Source organism: Streptomyces zinciresistens K42 (assembly GCF_000225525.1).
Taxonomy (GTDB): Bacteria; Actinomycetota; Actinomycetes; order Streptomycetales; family Streptomycetaceae; genus Streptomyces; species Streptomyces zinciresistens.
Window position 1 is genome coordinate 1 of sequence record NZ_AGBF01000167.1, and the last position, 15,069, is coordinate 15,069.

The window sequence follows — 15,069 nt, forward strand, 5'->3', positions numbered from 1 at the left end:
GCGCCCGCGCCCGCGCGTCCACGGCGGCCCCGCCCCGCTGGACGGCCTCCGCCAGCTCCCGCGCCCACGCGGCCAGCCCCGCCGGGTCCAGCCCGTGGGGCCGGTGCTCCCCGCTGTCCGCCGCCCACTCCTCGACGGCCCCGGCCCCCCGGCGCAGCAGCCGCGCGCCGCCCGTCGCGTTCCCCCGGGCCGCGTGCGTGAGCCCCACCGCGAGCTGGGCCAGCCCGCGCCACAGACCCCGCTCCCGCGGCGGCCCCGACTTCCAGGCGTCCTCGAAGACCTCGTGGGCGTGGAACGGCTTCCCCGCGTCCAGCAGTTCCTGCGCCTCGGCGACGCTGCGCTCCGGTGTGCGGACGACCCCTTCGGGCTGCCGCTCGACGCCCTCGGCGCCGTACGCCAGAGGGCGCCCCAGCCCGTCCCGCGGGCGCGCGCTGCGCGCCCGGCCCTCACTGTCGCGGTCCCGTGCCGCGCCCTGCCGTTCCGGCGGTGTGCTGCCCATACCCCGATTGTCCCCCGCCCGCCGGGAGCGGGCGGACACCCCTTTCGGTCCTCCGGCCGACGTGGGGTAAAGTGCTCCGTGCGTGATCACGCGGTACACCGCACCACACGCACCGGGACGTGGCGCAGCTTGGTAGCGCACTTGACTGGGGGTCAAGGGGTCGCAGGTTCAAATCCTGTCGTCCCGACTGGAGACAGTCGCAGGTCAGGGCCGGTTTCGGAAGCATCCGAAACCGGCCCTTGAACATTTCTGGGGACCAGGTGGGGACCAGCGTTCCTTGACCGGTGTCAGCGAGTGAGGACGGTCGTTGCGGGCAGCGTGCGCGGAGCACGCAGCACGCTGAGGTGCGCGGAGAGTGCCGACCCAGCGGCCGTGATCTTGTGGACGTCGGGGTGTAGGTAGCGCTGAGTGGTGGTCAGCGATCCGTGGCCGGCGATTCTGCGCAGGATGTGGAGGGGGACTCCGGCGTCGGCGAGCCAGGTGAGTCCGGTGTGGCGGAGGTCGTGGCGGCGCAGGTGTTCGTAGCCGAGCCGGGTGACCACCTCGTCCCAGTGGGTCGCGTCGCGCAGGACCGCGGTGGAGATGCGTCCTCCACGTGGGCCGGTGAACAGACGTGCGTCGGGGGCCGGGCCGGCGGAAAGGATGCGCTGGGCGACGAGCGGGCGGATCTCCTCGATGATGGGAACCTTCCGGGCGCTCTTGCCCTTGGTGCCCTTGTCGGTGAGTCCTCCGGGCGCGGGTGTGGTCTGGCGCCGCACCGTCCAGATCCACTGGTTCGTGTCGATGTCCCCGACGCGGCAGCCGGAGACTTCTCCGATCCGGGCTGCGGTGCTCGCGGCGAAAAGGACGACGTCGCCCCACCCTCGGTATTGGTTGTAGGAGGCGGCCACGAGTGCATCGGACAGCTTGACAAGGGTGTGCCAGTCGGGCAGGGCGAGGGCGCGCGGGTCGCGGAGTTCGTCCTCGGCCTGCTTGTAGAGCTTCTGCCAGCCGCTGACCCGGGCGGGGTTGACTTTGATGATGCCGTCGCGGACCGCCTGCTCCATGACGCGGACCAGAACGGCGATGGTGTTCTTGACCGTTGAGCGGCTGTGCTCGTCGACGATCCAGTTCTGCACCGCGCGGTCCACGACGCCGTTGGTGATCACCCGTACGGCGAGGTGGCCCAGTGCGGGGACCACGCGCGTTCGCCATCCCGCGAGATACGGGTCGAGGGTTTTCAACTCCAGCCCGCGCAGGGCGAGATCCATGTTCGCGTCGCCGTATTCGGCGAGCTTCATGGTGGCGAGCGACGGGGACAGTCCGGCTTGCGCGGCCTCGATGATGTCCTGGAGCCACTCCTGCGCTTCGTCCTCGTCCGCCTTTCCCTCTGACGGCGCTTCGCGGTGAGGTGCGGGAGCGTCGTCGTCGGGCCGCGGGGGCGGTCCCGGCGCGGCTGGCGCGGCGGCGGCCGGGGCGGCGCGGGCGGACCGGCCACTGTACCCGCCGGTGCGCCGCAGGCGCGGGTCAGTCCCGCGCGTCGCGGACCAGGAGGGCGAGTTGGACGCGGTTGGTGACGGACAGCTTGGCGAAGAGGGCGGAGGTGTGCGCCTTGACGGTGGCGACGGAGATGTGCAGCCGGGCGGCGATCTCGGGGTTGGCGAGGCCCTCCGCGATGGCGTGGGCGGTGTCGCGTTCGCGGTCGGTCAGGGCAGCGAGCCGGCGGCGGGCGGCCTCGCGGGCGTCGGCCCGGGCGTGGGCGGAGTGCGGGCCGGTGGCCGCCGCGATCACCCGGGCGGCGACCGAGGGGGAGAGGACGGGTTCGCCCGCCGCCACGGCGCGGACCGCGTCGACGATCCGGGCCGGCGCGGTGTCCTTGAGGACGAAGCCGAGGGCGCCCGCGCGCAGGGCGCCGAGGACCAGCTCGTCGGCGTCGAAGGTGGTCAGCATGAGGACGGCGGGCGGGGCCGGGCGGGCGAGGAGTTCCCGGGTGGCGGCGAGGCCGTCCCGGCCCGGCATCCGCACGTCCATCAGGACCACGTCCGGACGGTGCCGCGCCGCCTCGGCGAGGGCGGCCTCCCCGTCGGCCGCCTCCGCGACGACCGCCAGGTCCGGTTCGCCGTCGATGACCAGGCGCAGGGCCAGCCGGACCAGCCGGTCGTCGTCCACGACCAGGACGCGCAGCGGGGCGGCCCGCTCCTCGTGGCTGTCCACCTCATGTCCTCTTCCCCCCGGGGTCCGGCCAGGGTAGCCGGGCGGTGAGCAGGTGGCCGCCGTCGGAGGCCGGGTGGTGGCGGAGTTCGCCGCCCGCGAGGGTGACGCGTTCGGTGAGGCCGAGCAGGCCGTAGCCGGAGCGGGGCAGCGCGGCGGTCCGGGCCGCGGGGGCGGCGGAGTTGCGGACCGTGACGCGCAGCCCGTCGCCCGGCGCTCCATCGACGGTGACACGGACGCGGGAGCCGGGGGCGTGCTTGGCGGCGTTGGACAGGCCCTCCTGGACGACCCGGTAGCAGGTGCGGCCGAGCGGGTCGGGCGGGTCCCCGGCGACGGTGCTGGTGAGGTCGGCGTCCAGTCCGGTGGCGCGGGCCTCGGCCACCAGGTCCGGCACCGACGCCAGCGAGGGCTTCGGGAGGTCGGGGCGGCCGGGGTCGGAGCGCAGGACCCCGAGCACGTCGCGCAGCTCCTCCAGGGCCTGGTGCGAGCCGTCCCGGATGGAGCGGACCAGGAGGCTGTTCTCCTCGGCGGTGAGGTCGCCGCGGTGGTCCAGCACCCCGGCTTGGAGCGCCACCCGGGAGATCCGGTGGGCGAGCACGTCGTGCATCTCGCGGGCGATCCGGGTGCGCTCCTCGGCGCGCGCGTGGGCCGCCCGCGTGCTCTGCTCGCGCTCCGCGCTCAGCGCCCGCTCCCGCAGCGACACGACCTCGGCGCGGCGCGCGGCGACCGCCAGCCCGACGGCGACGGCGGCGCCCGCGCTCAGCGCGCAGACCGGCAGCGCCAGCCAGGGCGAGGGGGGTCCGTCGCGCAGCGGGTAGAGCGTCATCGAGCCCTGGGCGGCCACCAGGTAGACCGCCACGACGGAGCCGGTCCACACCGGGCGGCGGTGGGCGGCCACCGAGACGAGGGCCAGGAAGACCGCGCCGGCGGCCAGGACCGACACCGCGGAGGCGGCGGCGACCACCAGGGCGACGGGCAGGGGCCGGCGCCGCCGCCAGGCGAGCAGGCCCAGGCAGCCGAGCGCCACCAGCGGGTCGCCGGTGACGAACCAGTACCCGCCGTCCGACACGTAGCCGTAGGGCAGTTGGATCGCGGCGAGGAACCAGAACGGGACGCCCAGCGCCGCGGCGGCCAGCAGGCGCCAGGCGGGGTGCCGGGGCCCGGTGGGGGGCGGGGCCTGCGGAATCGTCGTGGCCATGGAGCCATTGTCCCGAGCGCGCGCGGCCCGCACAGCCCGCCCGGGTCGTACCGCCGCCCGGCCCCCGGTCGTACCGCCGCCCCGACCCGGGTCGTACCGCCGCCCCGACCCGGGTCGTACCGCCGCCCCGACCCGGGTCGGGGCGGTCCGGGCCCGGCGGCCGATGCGCGCGGCGGGGCCGGCGGGACAGGGTCGCCGGGTAACCGGATCGACGCCCCTCGCCCCAGGAGGACACGGATGCGCTGGACGCACACGCGCACGGCCCGTACGCACGCGACACGGACGCACAGGGCGCGGACGCCCACGGTGCGGACGCGCGGAGTCACCGCCGTCGCCGTCGCCCTGGCCGCCGCCGCGGCCACGCTGACCGCGCTGCCGGGAGCCTCGGCGGCGCAGACGCCGGGGCCCCTGCGGTGGAAGCCGTGCGCGCAGGGGCCGGCCGGCTCGGCCAGGGCCGGGACGCCCGGCAAGCTGCCGCCGCTGGAGTGCGCCACCCTCGACGTGCCGCTGGACTACGCCGATCCCGGCGGCCGGCGGATCGGGATCGCCGTCTCCCGGCTGGCGAGCGACAAGCCCGAACGGCGCCGGGGCGTGCTGCTGACCAACCCGGGCGGGCCCGGCGTCTCCGGCCTCGGCTACCCGTCCGTGCTGGCCGCCTCCGGCCTGCCGCAGAAGGTGCGCGACGCCTACGACGTCATCGGCTTCGACCCGCGCGGCGTCGGCCGCAGCGCCCCGGTGAGCTGCGGCCTGACGCAGGAGCAGCAGAGCCGCGGCAACTTCCCGGCCTACGCGTACACCCCGGGCGACGTGGTCCGCGAGGCGGGCCGGGCCCGGCAGATCGCCGAGCGGTGCGCCGCCTCCCCGTCCGCGCCCCTGATGCCGTACATCGGCACCGCCGACACCGCCCGCGACATGGACCGCCTCCGGGCGGCGCTCGGTGAGCGGCGGGTGTCGTTCCTTGGCGCGTCCTACGGGACGCAGCTCGGCGCGGTGTACGCCTCGATGTTCCCCGGGCGCGGGGACCGGATCGTGCTCGACAGCAACCTGGGTCCCGGCGGCTACGACGACCGGGCGATGCGGATGTTCGGCCGCGGGATGGAGGACCGGTTCCCGGACTTCGCCCGGTACGCGGCCGCCCGGCCGCAGTACGGCCTGGGGGCGACGCCCCGGCAGGTGCGCGCGACGTTCCTGGAGCTGGCCCGGCGGCTGGACCGGAAGCCGGCCCAGGGGTTCGACGGGACGGCCCTGCGGGGCGTCACCTTCGACCGGCTCTACCTCGACGCGAACATGCCGGAGCTGGCCCGGCTGTGGCAGGCGCTGGACACCGGCCGGCCGGTGCCGCCGCAGCCGCCCTTCCCGGGCCGGGAGCAGTTCATGTCCGCCCGGTTCGCAGTGATCTGCGGTGACGCCGCGTGGCCCCGGTCCATCGGGGAGTACCAGCGCCGGGTGGCCGTCGACCGCCTGCGGTACCCGCTGATGGGCGCCTCCACGGCCGGCGTCGGCCCCTGCGCGTACTGGCCGCGTTCCTGGGTCAGGGAGCCGGTGCGGGTCGGCGACCGCGGCCCGTCCAACATCCTCATGGTGCAGAACGAGCGCGATCCGGGCACCCCGCTCGCCGGAGCCCGCTCGCTGCGGCAGGCCTTCGGCGCGCGGGCCGTCATGGTCACCGCCGACCAGGGCGGCCACGGCGTGTACGTGACCGGCGGCAACCGCTGCGCCGACGACGCGGTGACCGCCTACCTGACCACCGGCCGCCGCCCCGCCCGAGACCTCGCCTGCCCGACCCGGCCCGCCACCTGACCCCCACCCGCCCACGACGCCCCCGGGGGCAGGTGGACCGGCCCGGGGGCCGTCCAGCAGGGTGAGCGGTCCTGGAGCGTCCGTTCGGCGGTGACGGGGGAGCCGCCGAGCGGACGGCCCGCCCGCGCGACCCCCGCCCGGCACGACGAAGGAGCAACCATGAGCAAGCCCGCCGACCAGCGCGACCAGCGCGCCGCCCGGCCGAAGAAGGCCGCGCAGCCGAGGGACAACCACACCCCGGCGCGGCTCATCAACTGCACGACGTCAAAAGGCGACTCGATCGCGGGAGCGGAGTTCCCGACACCGAGATCTCCACGGTGATCGCTGGCCTGGACGAACTGGCGGCCTGGCAGTCGGCCGAGGACGCAGAGTGGTGCGGCAGTGATTCCTGGCAATGGCAGGACACCATCCGCGAGCTCAGGCGGCGAGTCGCGAGTTCTCACGCCGTGTCCGGCTCCGGCGAACCCGCCTCTTGACCCGGCGGCGGTTCTTGGACGTGCGTTGAGGATGCCCCGTCGGCGATGACACAGACTTCTCTCCTCCCACTGGGCCGAGGCGCAGCGAGGTTGACTTGGGGACCAACCTTGGGGGCCAGTGGCCGGTGAACGGATCTGCACCTCAGCACGATCGTGAAGAAGATCCAGGAGGAGGGCGTACGTTCCCAGCAAGTCGACCACCTGATCGACGACAGCCCTCGGGCCCTACTGTCAGGCACCGCGAAGGAGCTTGATCCGGGATCTTGGACGGGGGCCGCGTGGTTGAGAACGGGTTGGTTGACGTCGGTGGAGATGGGGCTCCTGCTCGTGCCTGTGAACCAGGAGGAGACCAGGGGCCGCCGCTGGTTCGGTTAGCAGCTGTATGGTCACCTCTGCAGAAGTCCCCTCAAGAACCCACCCGGTGGGCCCCTGGAAACGCCTCGGTCCGGAGTAGCCGTACCAACCATCGAGGGCGGCGTCGACGGACGTCCCTATGGGGCAGTGCCTGGAACCGCTGCAGAACCCTTGAGGAAAGATGCTTTTTGAGCCGCCTGCTTGACCGAGCGCGATGCGTCTCCGAGCAGAAAACGGCGTTGGTCGCCCCCACCGTCGTGGGGACCAGTTGGGGACCACACGGTGCTCGCGACCCTGAACAGCACGCGTACGGGTGCACGCCCTCCGCCCTAGTTCTGCCCGATATGTGCAGGTAGTTCCTGTGGCCCTCACTCCTGGGGGTCAAGGGGTCGCAGGTTCAAATCCTGTCGTCCCGACGGTGCAAGAGGGCTTCGAGTCCAGGTCAGGGCCTTGTTTCACTTCGGGCGAACAAGGCCCTCGGTCGTTTCCAGGGGCCGTCGTCTCACAATTTCTCACAAGCACTGTTGATCAAGGCCAGTCGAGCAGTTCGGCCGGCTTCTCCGAACCCACCTTCAGGGACTGCGGGTCGGGGTGCACGCAGACCCGCTTCGTGAACCAACAGGTCCGAGGGACCGGCCCACGCGGAGACCACCGTGTCCGGGCACCCTGGCTTTGTTCACGAGAACCGACAGGACCTGTACACGAGATCGGGCGGCACTCGAGGCGCCGGAGAAATTCGAACGGATTACGTCTTCAGGTAGCGCGGGCCCCGACGGAGTCAGCCCGCTGAAGGAGTTCCGCGCGGGCTCAGTGGCCGGATGCCACGGAGCCGGAAGGCCAGGTGGAACTGTGCCTGCGCCGCCTTCGCTCAGCCCTCGTCGGTCAGACGCGTGGACCGAGGAACAGGCCACCGCTCGCGTCGATGATCTGACCAGTGACCCAGCGGGCGGCGTCGGAAGCGAGGAAGGCGACCACGTCGGCCACGTCGTCGGGCGCGCCCAGCCGGTTGAGTGCTGTCATGCCGGTTATCTGCTCGGTGAGGCCCGGCACGTCGAAGACGGCTGCGTTGGTCGCCGTCCTGGTGGCCCCGGGAGCGACCGCGTTCACCGTTATCCCCCGAGGGCCGAGTTGGCTGGCGAGGGTTTTGGTCATCGTCTCGATCGCGCCCTTCGTCATGGCGAAGGATGTCTGAGCCGAGTTGGCCATCCGGGTTGCCACTGACGAGATCGAGATGATCCTGGCGCCCTCGCGCAACAGAGGCAGCGTCCGCTCGATGATGAAGTACGGTGCTCGCACGTTTACCGCGAACAAGTGGTCGAACTCCGCCCGGGTGGTCACGCCGAGTGCGCCGGCCGGTGCGGCCGCTGCGTTGTTGACGACGATGTCGAGTGGCCGACCGTCCAAGCCGGCCTCCACGCCGGCGAAGAGTGTCTCGATGTCGCCGTCCACGCCCAGTTCGGCTCGGACGGCAAAGCCGGTCCCACCGGCGCGTTCCATCGCGTCGAGCACCGTCGCGGCCCCGCTCTCGTCCGTGCCGAAGTGCACGACGACCGTGGCTCCTTCGGCCGCCAGCCGAGCCGCGATTGCCTGCCCGATGCCGCGCGAAGCACCCGTCACCAGAGCCGTTCTGCCCATCAGATCACCCACGCCTTCACCCCATCTCGTTAGTCGCTAACATGATGGTAGTGTCTAACACATGAGTGAGCGGCAACCAAACCTGCGGGAACGACGGCGCTCCGAGACGCGGCGCCTGGTCCAGGCGCACGCGGTGCGGCTGTTCAGCGAACACGGCTACGACGCGGTGACGGTGGCCGACGTGGCCGGGGCTGCCGGCGTCTCGTCAATGACCGTGTACCGACACTTTCCCACCAAGGAGGACCTCGTCCTCATTGACCAGCCCGCCCAGCTCATCGCCGAGCACGTTGCCGCGTCGTCCGCAACGCAACCCCTGGTGCGCCGCATCGGCAGCGCCCTCATCGACGCGGCCACCGCCTCGACCGGCGGCAACGGGGACGAACAGGCGGCGAACGAACGGTTTCTCCTGGACTGCCTCCGGCTCATGGTCTCAACGCCTGCGCTGAGGGCCCGGCATCTGGACAGCCAGTACGCGCTACAACAGGCCATCGTCGAAGCCCTCGGGAAGGACGCGACCGATCCCGACGCCGCGTTCCGCGCCCAAGCCGCTACCAGCGCCTGCCTGGCCGCGATGCACACGGCGCTGACGCGCTGGGTCGAAGACGACGGACGTACCGGACTGCCCGACCTGATCGCACGGGCACTCGCCGCCTCCTTCGGTGATGACGCCGTCGCCACCCACCGGAAGGACTGAAGCGCCCGGATCAGGCGCTGTCACCTCCTTTGGCCATCCAACACAGCGCGGTGTCAGTGCCTCCCGAAGTGCACCGCCCCGGTTTTGATGGAGACATCGAAGACCCGGAAGGGTGGCGGTCACGGCTGCTCCCCGCACGTACCCCGATGAGCTGCGTGCACGCGCGACACGTCTGGCCGTCGAGGCCCGCGAGGACCCGGCCGGCCGGGCCGGTGCGGCCCCCCGGGGACCCCGCCGGGGTGCGGCTGACGCCCGCCGGGTGGCACCCGCGTGGGAATCGTGCCGCGACCGTCGACGAACGGGCGCGCGCCGGGACGGTCTCGGCACGCCACCGGGGGACGGCCCCTGCTCGATGGCGGGTGCAGCGCTACTTGGGGTCGCGCTCGAAGAGCGACTTCGACCAGAAGTAGCCGAGGACGGACAGACCGACGCACCAGGCGATGGCAAGCCACCCGTTGTGACCGATCTCGGTTCCGAGGAGCAGTCCGCGCAGGGTCTCGATGGCGGGGGTGAAGGGCTGGTACTCGGCGATCGGCTGGAACCAGCCCGGCATGGTGTCGGCCGGGATGAAGGCGCTCGAGATGAGCGGCAGCAGGATCAACGGCATGGCCGTGTTGCTGGCCGCCTCGGCGTTCGGACTGGCCAGCCCCATGCCGACCGCGATCCAGGTGAGTGCCAGGGCGAACAGCGCGAGCAGTCCGAACGCGGCCAGCCACTCCAGCACCGTCGCGTCGGTGGACCGGAAGCCGATGGCCGCGGCGACGGCCCCGACGAGGACCAGACTGACGAGCACCTGCAACACGCTGCCGATCACGTGCCCGATGAGCACCGATCCTCGGTGGATCGCCATGGTGCGGAAGCGGGCGATGATGCCCTCGGACATGTCGGTGGAGACGGACACCGCGGCCCCGATGACGGTGCTGCCGATGGTCATCAGCAGTATGCCGGGAACGATGTAGGCGATGTACTCGGAGCGGTCGGCGCCGCCGCCACCGATGCCCGCGCTCATCACGTCGCCGAAGATGTAGACGAAGAGCATCAGCATCATGACGGGCGTGAGCAGCAGGTTCAGCGTCAGGGACGGATAGCGCCGGGCGTGCAGCAGATTGCGGCGCAACATCGTGTTCGAGTCGCGGACCACGAGGGACAGGGCGCTCATCGGGCAGTCTCCTTGTGCTTGTCGGTGCCGCCGGTCAGGGCGAAGAAGACGTCGTCGAGGTCGGGGGTGTGCACGGACAGCTCGTCCGTCTCGATACCGGCCGAGTCCAGCCGGTCGAGAAGGGAGCGCAGTTCGCGCTGGGTGCCGTCGCTGGGGACGCGCAGGGCCAGCGCGTCGTCGTCGCGGTCGGCCTCGTGCAGCGTGGCGACGGCGGTCCGGTAGGCCGCCGGGTCGGTGAAGCGGAGCCGGACGTGCCCACCGGGGACGATCCGCTTGAGCTCCTCGGAGCTTCCCTCGGCGGCGATCTTGCCGTCGTGCAGCACGGCGATGCGGTCGGCGAGTTCGTCCGCCTCCTCCAGGTACTGGGTGGTGAGGAAGACGGTGACGCCGTCGGCGAGCAGCTCGCGGATGATCTGCCACATGTTGTGCCGGGAGCGTGGGTCGAGCCCGGTGGTGGGTTCGTCGAGGAAGATGATCCGCGGGTCGCCCACCAGCGTCATCGCCAGGTCCAGACGGCGCTTCATACCGCCGGAGTAGGACGAGGCGGGCTTCTTCGCCGCGTCGGTGAGGTCGAAGCGCTCCAGCAGTTCCGCGGCGACGCGCCGGCCCTCCTGCCGGGGCAGATGCTGCAGGTCGGCCATGAGGAGCATGTTCTCCTCCCCGGTGATCAGGCCGTCGACGGCGGAGAACTGCCCGGTGACGCCGATCGCGGCGCGCACGGCTTGCGGCTCGGCGGCGACGTCGTGCCCGCCGACGCGCAGCTCACCCGCGTCGGCGGTGATGAGCGTGGAGAGGATCTTGACGACGGTGGTCTTGCCCGCGCCGTTCGGCCCGAGCAGGGCGAACACGGACCCGGTCGGGATGCGCAGGTCGATGCCGTCGAGGACGGTCTTGTCGCCGAAGGACTTGCGCAGCCCGACGGCCGAGATCGCGGCCGGGGGCGGCACACCCTCACCCTTCTTGGACGTGGGCATGACAGATGGAGGCATGGAACACTCCCTTTCGGAGGCTTTCGTGACGGGGGATGAGCCGGGGCGGGTGGTGCTCAGGTCCGGGCGCGGCGGATGTCGATGTTGCCCCAGTTGGACCGTGCGTGGACCCGGACGGTCTCATCGGTCTCCTCCGGCGCGTCGGAGGAGGACAGCGTGTTGCGCACCTGCCCGCGCTTGGAGCTGACGTCGAGCCAGGCGGCGCTGCCCTCACGGATGCCGACCTCGATCTGACCGTTGGAGGTCTCCAGATGAACGGTGCCGCGCGCGACATCGTTCACGCGGAGGTGGCCGTTGGTGGTGGTGCCGGTGACTGACGACTCGACACGCGCGACGTCGACGCCGCCGTTGACGCCGTTCACGCGCAGTTCGCCGGTCACGGCGTCGACGGTGGTGCTGCCGTGGGAGTTCTTCAGTACGGCGGGCCCGTCCACGACCCCGATGCGCAGGTGGCCGGAGTTGGTGTTGATCTCGGCCATGCCCTCGACCCGGTCCACGGTGATGGAGCCGTGCGCGACGGACAGTTGGAGCGGTCCGGTCGTGTCGAGCCGGACGTCGCCGGCCGAGGTCTTGAGGCGGACCTCGCCCAGCCGGCCCTCGCCGAGTACCTGGGCACTGGCGCCGGAGACTTCGATGTGCGAGCCCGTGGGCAGTTCCACCGTCACGTCGACGGTGCCGGAGCGCCCGACGAGGTTGGCCTTGGGAGTCCTGATGCTCACAGTGCCGTTCGCGCAGGAGACCTCGGTCTGCTCCACCACCCGCGCGTCCTGGTCGCGCTCGGGGTCGCGGGGCTCCACCGCGACGACGGTGTCGGTGCGATCGCCGGCGGTGAACCTGATGGATCCGGAGTAGACGTGGGCCGTGACCGAGATGGGATCGGGCGTGTCGAAAGAAGGCATGGCGGTACTGTCCTCGTGGGTCGTCGGGCCGCCCCGGCTGGTGGGACGTGGTGTGGGTGGTGCGGTGCGGACGCGGGCGGGGCTAGCGCACCCAGCCCGTCAGGCTCTGTCCCACCGTGCGGGTCTTCTCGGTCGCGCGCGTCGGGGGGCCGCCCTCGACTGCGGCGGCCACCGCCCGGACCAGCCAGGCGTTGACCGAGAGGCCCTCGCGGTTCGCCGCCTCCTCGGTGCGCGCCTTGAGATGGGCGGGCAGACGCAGGTTGATGCGGGCGGGGCCACCGCCCTCGCTGTCGGCCGGCATCGGTGCGACAGGTGCCTCCGCGGCCTTGACGGGTTCGGTGGTGGTGTCGTCGGCGGGCGGGGGTGTCACGACGAAGTCGGGCTCAAGACCGCGCAGCCGTACGTCGACCGAGCCGGGGGCGAGCTCACGCGTGATCTCGTCCATCGCGGCGGACAGGACGTTGAGCAGGGTCAGGCGGGTCGCCGACTCCAGCGGGGCGGTGAGACGCTCGGCGAGCTTGCGAGCCTCCTCCCCTCCGGCTTCGGCGGCCACCGCGAGTTCGCGGCGGAGGTTGTCGACATATGGGCTGAGGTCCATGCCGCTAGCATGGCACCACGATGGCGCCGCCCGCAAGCCTGAATGGCGCTACGGGGAGACAGGTTTCGGAACCAGTGCCCTTCCCCCGTGCGGAAAGGGCGCGGCGCCTTTGTGGCGCCACCAAGTGATGCGGGCGCTCCCGCGCGGGCGTACACGCCGGGTGGCGCCGCATGATGCCATCCGTGGTGCCTCGTGATGTCAGAGCTGTGCCGCGGGTCGGGGCGTACCCGGCACGGTCGTGGAGGGGGCCGGAGAGGCGGCGTACCCGGCACGGTCGTGGAAGGGGCCGGAGAGGCGACGGACCGGGGCGATCGCGGGGCAGCGCGATCGCACCGGTCCAGGGTGCGACAGGGGTGACGCGTACCGTCCGGGTCCACCGCGACCCCGCCCCACGCCTCACCGGCGCCGTAGGCGACGGCTCCGAGCCTGCCCGAGCCGGGCAGGGAGCCGGAGTCCAGCTCCTCGGCGAAGGCCAGGGGATGTAGGCGGACGACGTGTTGCCGGAGTGCTCGATCCGGTTCACGAGGGGCACGCCGAGATGGGTGGTGAAGCCGCGGACCTGCTCCAGGATGCGGCCGTTGGCCAGTACGGCTCGCGTGGGCGAGGTGATTTCCCCTCTACCGGGAAGATCGTGTACGTGCTTGGCGCATGACGTGCTGCGCCGGTTCATGCCTTCCCGATAATAGGTCTGTTCCGGCAGTCGATTTCCGGCCCGGTCTCCGCGGTTCGGCCGTCGGGTCGTGTGCAGAGCCCGCCATGTGGCATACGGTGGAGGCAAGTTGACCGTTTCTTTATCGTGCGCGGGTATAACCCGGGGGGCTCACAGGTATGAAGCGAATTCTCGGTCTCGTGACAGTCGTGGCGGGCGGAGTGCTCGCCCTTTTCTTCCCGGATCTTGAGTTCGGCTGGTTTCAGGGACGTCCGTTAGGGATCGCCTTGGTCGTCATCGGCGCAATCGACCTCCTTGAGGCCGTGCGGCCCCGCAAGCCGAAGGGTTTCGTCGAGGAACTGCGCGACAAATTCGGCCTCGGTCCGCGGAACCGAGGCAGGGGCCGTGAGGACGACCGGGACCGGGAGTTGGAGCGGGAGTTCGACCAGGAGGTGGAGCGTGAGGGAAAGTACCGCGACTATCGAGACCTCTGACTCCTGCGGTGGCAGCGACACGAACGGGGAGTGACCAAGCGCTGCCGGATTTCGGCACCATCGAGTTCGACGGGAGCGGACAGGCCCGATCAAGGCGGGCGAGACTGCTCCTCGTGGCCACGGGCACGCGGTCCCGGCGCCCCTGCGGGCTGGCCCAACGGGTTTTCGTCCACCCGCGGGTATGCGGGGAGACGGGGGCGGCGGACGCGGAGCCGGCCCAAGCGCGTGCCGACCTCTGGCCGCCCTGCCCGCTGGGCGCGCACGGCACCGCCGTGCGCGCTCAGCCCCTGAGGGCCTGCTCGATCCCCGGGTGTTCGATGTGATGGCCCGTCTCCCGCGCGGTAGGGCCACCGAGGGGCGCGGTCCGCCGTGCCGCAGCCTGGTCCACGTTGCGCTGGTGAAGCTGGGCAGTGGCGAGCTGGAGGGTGGCAAGAGCGCGGTTCCGGCGGAACCGCTGCGGAATGACAGCCAGAGCGCGGTGGGACGCTGCCTCCGGGCCCGTCGCTTCCCCGGTCTCGTCACGAACGACGGCTGTGACGGCCAGCAGCTCCGCAGACCCGTAGAAGGCCACCCAGGGCGGCCGGGGCTCGTCCGGGCCCGCCTTCGCCAGAGCGTCTTCCGCGTGTTCCGGCGACCGCAGAGCGCCCCGGCGGTCCCCGGGCGGCGTTCGCCGGAGGAGGTGCGTGGCGGTGGGCGCGCGCCTCCTCCGCAGGTATTACTACGTCACGTAGAAGTAGAGCTACTACACGGTGTCGAAGTAAACTGCCGGGCGGTGGACGCGGGTGGGGTACACCGGCGCGGTGGGGGAAGGGAGCGGGCGTGAGAGTCTTCGGGGGGCTGGAAGCGGAGATCATGCGGGTGGTGTGGCGCAGTGCGGAGCCCGTCGCCGTCCAGGCGATCGTGGACGCTCTGGGGGAGCGGCGCAGGCTGGCCTACACCACGGTGATGACCGTCACCGAGCGTCTGCGGGAGAAGGGCTGGCTGACCCGGGTCCGCCACGGGCGGGCCTACCGCTACTCGGCCGCCCGGACCGCCGACGACTACACCGCGGAGCTCATGGGGCAGGCTCTGCAGGCGTCCTCCGACCGGCCGGGCGCCCTGATGCGCTTCGCCGGCCAGCTCAACGACGATGAGGCGGCCGCTCTGCGCGCCGTGCTGAACCAGCCCCCGGCCGGCCCCGGCCCGGCGGGCGGGAACTGATGCGTGCCGGTCGTCGCCGCCCTCCTCGCCGCCGCCCCGAACCGCGTCGCCGCCCGCCGTCCGCGGTGATCGCCTGCGTCACGGCCGCCGTGCCCGTCGTGCCCGCGGTCGTGGTGCCGGCTCCGGCGTTCGCTCGCGGACACGCCGCACCGCGGACGGCGCTGCCCTCGGTGCCCCGCGTGTCGCGGCCCGCCCGCGCACCCCGGCCCCGGCCGCGCGTGAGGGACGCCCGCGG

15 protein-coding genes and 1 tRNA gene are annotated in these 15,069 nt (G+C 72.2%); 6 read left to right on the forward strand and 10 right to left on the reverse strand.

The window, feature by feature from the left end; genetic code table 11:
- Positions 1 to 499: DUF309 domain-containing protein (locus tag SZN_RS29115; protein ID WP_007502054.1), on the reverse strand; the 499-nt coding region annotated here is incomplete at its 3' end.
- A 113-nt stretch (positions 500 to 612) separates the two neighbouring features.
- Here SZN_RS29115 and SZN_RS29120 point away from each other — a divergent pair.
- Positions 613 to 686: transfer RNA gene (locus SZN_RS29120), tRNA-Pro, on the forward strand.
- A 100-nt stretch (positions 687 to 786) separates the two neighbouring features.
- Here SZN_RS29120 and SZN_RS29125 read toward each other — a convergent pair.
- From SZN_RS29125 to SZN_RS29135, 3 genes are all read right to left on the reverse strand, one after another.
- Positions 787 to 1,779: a tyrosine-type recombinase/integrase gene (locus SZN_RS29125; protein ID WP_007502056.1), complete on the reverse strand. Its 993-nt coding sequence runs from the start codon at positions 1,777 to 1,779 to the stop codon at positions 787 to 789.
- Positions 1,780 to 2,005: 226 nt separating this feature from the next.
- Positions 2,006 to 2,692, reverse strand: coding sequence for a response regulator transcription factor (locus tag SZN_RS29130; protein ID WP_007502057.1), 687 nt, complete (start codon positions 2,690 to 2,692; stop codon positions 2,006 to 2,008).
- 1 nt (position 2,693) lies between these two features.
- Positions 2,694 to 3,887 (reverse strand): sensor histidine kinase, encoded by a 1,194-nt coding sequence (locus SZN_RS29135; RefSeq protein WP_007502058.1) that lies wholly within the window; start codon positions 3,885 to 3,887, stop codon positions 2,694 to 2,696.
- Between the two features lie 237 nt (positions 3,888 to 4,124).
- Between SZN_RS29135 and SZN_RS29140 the strand changes: the two genes are divergently transcribed.
- Both SZN_RS29140 and SZN_RS41630 read left to right on the forward strand, forming a co-directional pair.
- A complete protein-coding gene (locus SZN_RS29140) occupies positions 4,125 to 5,687 on the forward strand; it encodes an alpha/beta hydrolase (RefSeq protein WP_007502059.1) in 1,563 nt (520 codons plus the stop codon).
- Positions 5,688 to 5,846: 159 nt separating this feature from the next.
- A complete protein-coding gene (locus tag SZN_RS41630; protein ID WP_007502060.1) occupies positions 5,847 to 6,008 on the forward strand; it encodes a hypothetical protein in 162 nt (53 codons plus the stop codon).
- A gap of 1,391 nt (positions 6,009 to 7,399) precedes the next feature.
- Here the strand turns inward: SZN_RS41630 and SZN_RS29155 are convergent.
- Positions 7,400 to 8,164, reverse strand: a complete 765-nt coding sequence (locus SZN_RS29155; protein WP_043733779.1) for an SDR family NAD(P)-dependent oxidoreductase — start codon at positions 8,162 to 8,164, stop codon at positions 7,400 to 7,402.
- A gap of 49 nt (positions 8,165 to 8,213) precedes the next feature.
- Here SZN_RS29155 and SZN_RS29160 point away from each other — a divergent pair, with 49 nt between their 5' ends.
- A complete protein-coding gene (locus tag SZN_RS29160) occupies positions 8,214 to 8,846 on the forward strand; it encodes a TetR/AcrR family transcriptional regulator (RefSeq protein ID WP_007502065.1) in 633 nt (210 codons plus the stop codon).
- 367 nt (positions 8,847 to 9,213) lie between these two features.
- On the opposite strand, the gene SZN_RS29165 is transcribed toward SZN_RS29160, so the two are convergent.
- The 4 genes from SZN_RS29165 to SZN_RS29180 form a co-directional block, all read right to left on the reverse strand.
- Positions 9,214 to 10,005 carry an ABC transporter permease gene (locus SZN_RS29165; protein WP_007502067.1) on the reverse strand — a complete coding sequence of 264 codons (792 nt, stop codon included), beginning with the start codon at positions 10,003 to 10,005 and terminating at the stop codon, positions 9,214 to 9,216.
- Positions 10,002 to 10,979, reverse strand: coding sequence for a daunorubicin resistance protein DrrA family ABC transporter ATP-binding protein (locus tag SZN_RS29170; RefSeq protein WP_007502070.1), 978 nt, complete (start codon positions 10,977 to 10,979; stop codon positions 10,002 to 10,004). The genes SZN_RS29165 and SZN_RS29170 overlap by 4 nt, the downstream gene beginning before the upstream one ends.
- 71 nt (positions 10,980 to 11,050) lie before the next feature.
- Entirely contained in the window at positions 11,051 to 11,893 is an 843-nt protein-coding gene (locus tag SZN_RS29175; protein ID WP_007502071.1) for a DUF4097 family beta strand repeat-containing protein, read from the reverse strand.
- An 82-nt stretch (positions 11,894 to 11,975) separates the two neighbouring features.
- Positions 11,976 to 12,491 (reverse strand): hypothetical protein, encoded by a 516-nt coding sequence (locus SZN_RS29180; protein WP_007502072.1) that lies wholly within the window; start codon positions 12,489 to 12,491, stop codon positions 11,976 to 11,978.
- 828 nt (positions 12,492 to 13,319) lie between these two features.
- On the opposite strand from SZN_RS29180, the gene SZN_RS29185 reads away from it, so the two are divergent.
- Positions 13,320 to 13,634 carry a hypothetical protein gene (locus tag SZN_RS29185; RefSeq protein WP_208865871.1) on the forward strand — a complete coding sequence of 105 codons (315 nt, stop codon included), beginning with the start codon at positions 13,320 to 13,322 and terminating at the stop codon, positions 13,632 to 13,634.
- A 280-nt stretch (positions 13,635 to 13,914) separates the two neighbouring features.
- On the opposite strand, the gene SZN_RS43625 is transcribed toward SZN_RS29185, so the two are convergent.
- Positions 13,915 to 14,346, reverse strand: a complete 432-nt coding sequence (locus SZN_RS43625) for an NsdA family TPR-like regulatory protein (protein WP_483027204.1) — start codon at positions 14,344 to 14,346, stop codon at positions 13,915 to 13,917.
- A 107-nt stretch (positions 14,347 to 14,453) separates the two neighbouring features.
- On the opposite strand from SZN_RS43625, the gene SZN_RS29195 reads away from it, so the two are divergent.
- The gene (locus SZN_RS29195; protein ID WP_007502076.1) at positions 14,454 to 14,834 is read left to right on the forward strand and encodes a BlaI/MecI/CopY family transcriptional regulator; all 381 of its coding nucleotides are present in this window, start codon (positions 14,454 to 14,456) and stop codon (positions 14,832 to 14,834) included.
- Positions 14,835 to 15,069 lie beyond the last annotated feature (235 nt).

Excerpts from the sequence above, each read along its gene's own strand:
- SZN_RS29125 (WP_007502056.1), bottom strand. The coding sequence starts at position 1,779 with ATGAAGCTCGCCGAATACGGCGACGCGAACATGGATCTCGCCCTGCGC.
- SZN_RS29135 (WP_007502058.1), bottom strand. The coding sequence starts at position 3,887 with ATGGCCACGACGATTCCGCAGGCCCCGCCCCCCACCGGGCCCCGGCAC.
- SZN_RS29140 (WP_007502059.1), top strand. The coding sequence starts at position 4,125 with ATGCGCTGGACGCACACGCGCACGGCCCGTACGCACGCGACACGGACG.
- SZN_RS41630 (WP_007502060.1), top strand. The coding sequence starts at position 5,847 with ATGAGCAAGCCCGCCGACCAGCGCGACCAGCGCGCCGCCCGGCCGAAG.
- SZN_RS29160 (WP_007502065.1), top strand. The coding sequence starts at position 8,214 with ATGAGTGAGCGGCAACCAAACCTGCGGGAACGACGGCGCTCCGAGACG.
- SZN_RS29165 (WP_007502067.1), bottom strand. The coding sequence starts at position 10,005 with ATGAGCGCCCTGTCCCTCGTGGTCCGCGACTCGAACACGATGTTGCGC.
- SZN_RS29170 (WP_007502070.1), bottom strand. The coding sequence starts at position 10,979 with ATGCCCACGTCCAAGAAGGGTGAGGGTGTGCCGCCCCCGGCCGCGATC.
- SZN_RS29175 (WP_007502071.1), bottom strand. The coding sequence starts at position 11,893 with ATGCCTTCTTTCGACACGCCCGATCCCATCTCGGTCACGGCCCACGTC.
- SZN_RS29180 (WP_007502072.1), bottom strand. The coding sequence starts at position 12,491 with ATGGACCTCAGCCCATATGTCGACAACCTCCGCCGCGAACTCGCGGTG.
- SZN_RS29185 (WP_208865871.1), top strand. The coding sequence starts at position 13,320 with ATGAAGCGAATTCTCGGTCTCGTGACAGTCGTGGCGGGCGGAGTGCTC.